This is a genomic window from Rhodobacter sp. TJ_12, from assembly GCF_020023995.1.
GTDB lineage: Bacteria > Pseudomonadota > Alphaproteobacteria > Rhodobacterales > Rhodobacteraceae > Rhodobacter.
This window is the reverse complement of sequence record NZ_NRRD01000080.1, coordinates 1-557: the sequence shown is the minus strand read 5'-3', so window position 1 is coordinate 557 and position 557 is coordinate 1. Positions and strand designations below refer to the sequence as shown.

General features: G+C 60.1%; 1 protein-coding gene and 1 pseudogene. Both read right to left on the bottom strand.

The annotated features are described in order from the left end of the window. Positions 1-258: pseudogene (locus CKO11_RS17275) on the bottom strand (hypothetical protein); the annotation flags it as partial. Then, on the bottom strand, positions 255-476 hold the full coding sequence (locus tag CKO11_RS17640) for a helix-turn-helix domain-containing protein (RefSeq protein WP_037087989.1): 222 nt from the start codon (positions 474-476) through the stop codon (positions 255-257). The gene CKO11_RS17640 and the pseudogene CKO11_RS17275, both read right to left, overlap by 4 nt. Positions 477-557: the final 81 nt, after the last annotated feature.

The following is a 557-nucleotide window of genomic DNA, read 5'->3' as shown; positions in this document are numbered from 1 at the left end:
ATGACTGCCGTCCCACCATTTGCGCGCCGTCGACCCGTCGACACCGAAGGTCATGGCCGCATGCTCGGGACTGTCGAAGTTCTCGCGCACGAAGCGCGACCAGCGCGCCGCGAAGAAGGCGCGATAGGTCATCGCCTCCCGCTTGGCGGAAGACTTTCCGGGGGACTTTCCTGACATGGTTGCTCCATCCTGAACCCGGGCAAGAGGTTCTAATGACGAGACCATTTCAGAACGGTCGAAGGGGGCGGCATACATCATGCCGCCCCCTCCTTTGTGCCCAACTGGTTCTCGGGGATCCAAGAGGAAGCAAGCACAGCCCCGCGGGTCTCGCGTTCAATGGCAACGGCAAGCTCCAGCCCCGGCCGAACGGCGCCGCGAAGGAGCCTAGAGATCATGCTGGGATCAACATTTACAGCGCGGGCAAAGGCCCGCTGGCTGATCCCATGAATGGTGAGGTAGGATGCCAAGATATGCATGGTCGCCAGAAATGCACATTGTGCAACAAGCCGTCAAGCGCGCATGTTGCATGACGTGAATTTGCGTCTGTGGTGCACACT

What these genes read in the sequence shown, in the direction of transcription:
- CKO11_RS17640 (WP_037087989.1), bottom strand. Translation starts at nt 476, where the DNA reads ATGCATATCTTGGCATCCTACCTCACCATTCATGGGATCAGCCAGCGG.